Annotated in this window: 3 protein-coding genes; 2 read left to right on the top strand and 1 reads right to left on the bottom strand. The window is 71.4% G+C overall.

All coding sequences use genetic code 11. The annotated features are described in order from the left end of the window. Nucleotides 1–87: 87 nt before the first annotated feature. On the bottom strand, nucleotides 88–627 hold the full coding sequence (locus QMX80_RS18760; protein WP_055772174.1) for a DUF924 family protein: 540 nt from the start codon (nucleotides 625–627) through the stop codon (nucleotides 88–90). A gap of 231 nt (nucleotides 628–858) precedes the next feature. Here QMX80_RS18760 and QMX80_RS18755 point away from each other — a divergent pair, with 231 nt between their 5' ends. Then, nucleotides 859–2,268 (top strand): amidohydrolase, encoded by a 1,410-nt coding sequence (locus tag QMX80_RS18755; protein WP_055772176.1) that lies wholly within the window; start codon nucleotides 859–861, stop codon nucleotides 2,266–2,268. Continuing rightward, complete coding sequence (locus QMX80_RS18750; RefSeq protein ID WP_282278693.1) at nucleotides 2,265–3,536, top strand: amidohydrolase family protein; 1,272 nt, start codon at nucleotides 2,265–2,267, stop codon at nucleotides 3,534–3,536. Before QMX80_RS18755 ends, QMX80_RS18750 begins: the two co-directional genes overlap by 4 nt. The last annotated feature ends 102 nt before the right edge of the window (nucleotides 3,537–3,638 follow it).

Here is a 3,638-nt window from a genome sequence, read left to right as displayed (position 1 = left end):
GTCGCGAAGGGGCTTCACCGGGAATGCCCCTTCGCGACTGAAGTCGCTCCTGCGAAAGGCGACATGGGGACAACGCACGTCCCTCCCTCAACCGGCGAAACCGCCCTCGGCCAGGAAGTGCAGCTCATCCACCGTGGGAATCCGCCCCAGCACGGCATTGCGGTGCGGGAAACGGCCGAAACGGCGGATGATGTCGCGGTGCAGCTCGGCGAAACGCAGGTATTCCAGGTCGCCGAGCACTTCGAACATCGCCACCGAGCGCTCCTGGTCCTGCGGGTCTTCCGAATGCTCGAACGGCAGGTAGATGAAGGCGCGCAGCTGCGGCGTCAGCTCGCGGTCCAGTCCTTCCTCGATGGTGCGCATGGCGTAGTGCCGCGCCAGTCCGTCGGTGGCGAAGGAATGCGCGGTGCCGCGGAAGCAGTTGCGCGGGAACTGGTCGAGCAGGATCTGCAGCGCCAGCGCGCCGTCGGCGCTGTGCAGCCATTCCTCGCAGCCGCGGCGCGCGGCCAGGTAATGCAGGTCCAGGAAGCGCCGGCGGAACTCGTCGTCGAAGGCATCGTCGCGCGCGAACCATCGCCGCGGCCCAGCCGAACGCCAGAAGTCCACCACCGCCTGCACTGCTTCCATCACTCCGTTTCCTGATCGTTGGCCGCACGGAAGGCGACGCCAGCACGGAGGCCCCCGCGCCGGTGCAGCTTAAGCGGCCGGGGCGCGTCTGGATACCATCGCCGCGGCGGCCGGCGGACGCCGCCGCCGGAAAAGCCGATCGCGCCTGCCTTGATGCCAATTCATGCACTTGGCAAAACCCGGGGCCACGGCTAGCGTGCGGGCACCATCCACGCCGCATATGGAGATCCCATGCGACATCGATTGCTGGCCGGGCTCGGCCTGGCCCTGGCCTGCGCGCATCCTTCGCCCGCACCGGCCGCCTCGCGCTTCATGCAGGACCCCTATCCCAGCACCTATCGGCCGGTCGCCTCGGCACCGGTGCTGATCAGCCACGCCACCGTGCTCGACGGCACCGGGCGCCGCCTGGAGGATGCCGACGTGCTGCTGGCCGACGGCCGCGTGGTCGCGGTCGGCAACGCGCTGCAGGCGCCGGCCGGTGCGGTGCGCGTGGACGGTCGCGGCAAGTGGGTCACGCCCGGCATCATCGACGTGCATTCGCACCTGGGCGTGTACCCCAGCCCCGGCGTGCAGGCGCATGGCGACGGCAACGAGATGACCGCGCCGGTGACCGCCAACGTCTGGGCCGAGCATTCGGTGTGGCCGCAGGATCCCGGGTTCGCCGCGGCGCTGGCCGGCGGCGTGACCGCGATGCAGGTGCTGCCCGGCTCGGCCAACCTGGTCGGCGGTCGTGGCGTGACCCTGAAGAACCTGCCCGCCACCACCTACCAGGCGATGAAATTCCCCGACGCGCCCTGGGGCCTGAAGATGGCCTGCGGCGAGAATCCCAAGCGCGTCTACGGCGGCAAGGGCACCGCGCCGTCCACGCGCATGGGCAACGTCGCCGGCTATCGCGCGGCCTTCATCGACGCCAGCGAGTACATCGCCAAGAACACCGCTGCGCCGGTCAAGCGCAAGCGCCGTTTCGGCGGCGGCGACAACGGCGACAGTGCCGGTGACAGCGGCGGCAAGCGCGACCTCAAGCTGGACACGCTGGCCGGCGCCATCCAGGGCGACATCCGCGTGCACATCCACTGCTACCGCGCCGACGAGATGGCGACCATGCTCGACCTGGCCAAGGAGTTCGGCTTCAAGGTCGCCGCCTTCCACCACGGCGTGGAAGCGTACAAGCTGGCCGACCGGCTGGCTGCCGAAGGCGTCTGCGGCGCGCTGTGGGCCGATTGGTGGGGCTTCAAGATGGAAGCCTTCGACGGCATCCAGGAGAACATCGCGCTGGTCGACCGCCCGGCCAACAGCTGCGCCATCGTCCACTCCGATTCGCCCGAAGGCATCCAGCGCCTCAACCAGGAGGCGGCCAAGGTCATCGCCAACGCGCGCCGCGCCGGCATGGACGAGATCACCCCGGAACACGCGATCCGCTGGCTCACCGCCAACGCCGCGCGCGCGCTCGGCATCGAGGAACGCACCGGCACGCTGGAGCCGGGCAAGATGGCCGACGTGGTGGTGTGGAACGGCAATCCCTTCAGCTCCTATGCGCTGGCCGAGAAGGTCTATGTCGATGGCTTCCAGGCCTACGACCGCGGTGACCGCAGGCAACAGCCGATGAGCGACTTCATGCTCGGCCAGGAGGCACAGCCATGAGCGCATCCCTCGTTTTCCTGCGCCGTGTGGCGCTGATGGGCGCCATCGCGGCCCTGCCCGTCGTCGCCAGCGCCCAGGACGTGCTGGTCCGCAACGCCACCGTGCATACCGCCACCGCGCGCGGCACGCTCAACGCCAGCGACGTGCTGGTCCAGGGCGGCGTGATCCGCGCCATCGGCCCGGCGCTGGCCGCGCCGGCCGGCGTGGAGGTGATCGATGCCGGCGGACGCCCGCTGACCCCGGCGCTGTTCGGCGGCATCACCGACATCGGCGTGGAGGAAGTCTCCGGCGAAGCCTCGACCGTGGACAGCGCGGTGAAGCTGGAGGAACAGCCGCAGCGTCCCGAGTTCGACGTGACCCTCGCCTACAACCCCGATTCGGTGCTGATACCGGTCGCGCGCGTGGAAGGCATCGGCTTCACCGCGCTGGGCGCCAACAGCGGCGGCGGCTTCATCGCCGGCCAGGGCGGGGTCATGCGCCTGGACGGCAGCGCCGATCCGCTCGGCCCGCGCATGCTGTTCGTGCGCATGGGCGCGGCCGGCTCGGAACTGTCCGGCAGTTCGCGCGCCGCGCAGTGGATGCTGCTCGACCAGATGGTGGCCGAGGCCCGTGGCCGCATCGCCGCCGATTCGCCGCACGCGCTGCTGACCCCGGCCGGGCGCGCCACCCTGGCCCGCTACCTGGCCGGCAACGGCCGCATCGTGGTGCGGGTGGACCGTGCCGCCGACATCCGCCAGCTGCTGCGCTGGGCCAAACGCGAACAGGTGCGCATCGCCATCGCCGGCGGTACCGAGGCCTGGCGCCTGGCCCCGCAGCTGGCCGAAGCCGCGGTGCCGGTGTTCGTCGATGCGCTGTCCAACCTGCCGGCCAGCTTCGACCAGATCGGCGCCACGCTGGAGAACGCCGCGCGGCTGCACGCGGCCGGCGTGCCGGTGGCCTTCAGCCAGGATGGCGACGCCTCGCACAACGCACGCAAGATCCGCCAGCTGGCCGGCAACGCGGTCGCCAACGGCCTGCCCTGGGAGGCGGCGCTGGCCGGCCTGACCCGGGTGCCGGCGCAGGCGCTCGGCGTGGCCGACCGCATCGGCAGCATCGCGGTGGGCCAGCAGGCCGACCTGGTGCTGTGGGAAGGCGACCCGCTGGACGTGGGCCACTACGCCGAGCGGATGTGGCTGGGCGGACGTGCGATGCCCATGCGCTCGCGCCAGACCGAACTGCGCGACCGCTACCTGCATGGCACGTCGACGCTGCCGGCGTACCGCCGCTGATGTCGCCACCCCGCCCCCGGCGCCTGGTCGCCGGGGGCGGGAGGGGCCGCGCCGGGGCGGCGCGCCCCCGGCCGCGCCGCCGGGTTTGGGTTAGTGTGACCG

Origin of the sequence: Stenotrophomonas sp. PS02297, assembly GCF_029959705.1 — a bacterium.
GTDB classification, from domain to species: Bacteria; Pseudomonadota; Gammaproteobacteria; order Xanthomonadales; family Xanthomonadaceae; genus Stenotrophomonas; species Stenotrophomonas nitritireducens.
The sequence above is the reverse complement of the archived record's forward strand: the minus strand, read 5'-3'. Positions and strand labels throughout refer to the sequence as shown.

What these genes read in the sequence shown, in the direction of transcription:
- QMX80_RS18760 (WP_055772174.1), bottom strand. Translation starts at nt 627, where the DNA reads ATGGAAGCAGTGCAGGCGGTGGTGGACTTCTGGCGTTCGGCTGGGCCG.
- QMX80_RS18755 (WP_055772176.1), top strand. Translation starts at nt 859, where the DNA reads ATGCGACATCGATTGCTGGCCGGGCTCGGCCTGGCCCTGGCCTGCGCG.
- QMX80_RS18750 (WP_282278693.1), top strand. Translation starts at nt 2,265, where the DNA reads ATGAGCGCATCCCTCGTTTTCCTGCGCCGTGTGGCGCTGATGGGCGCC.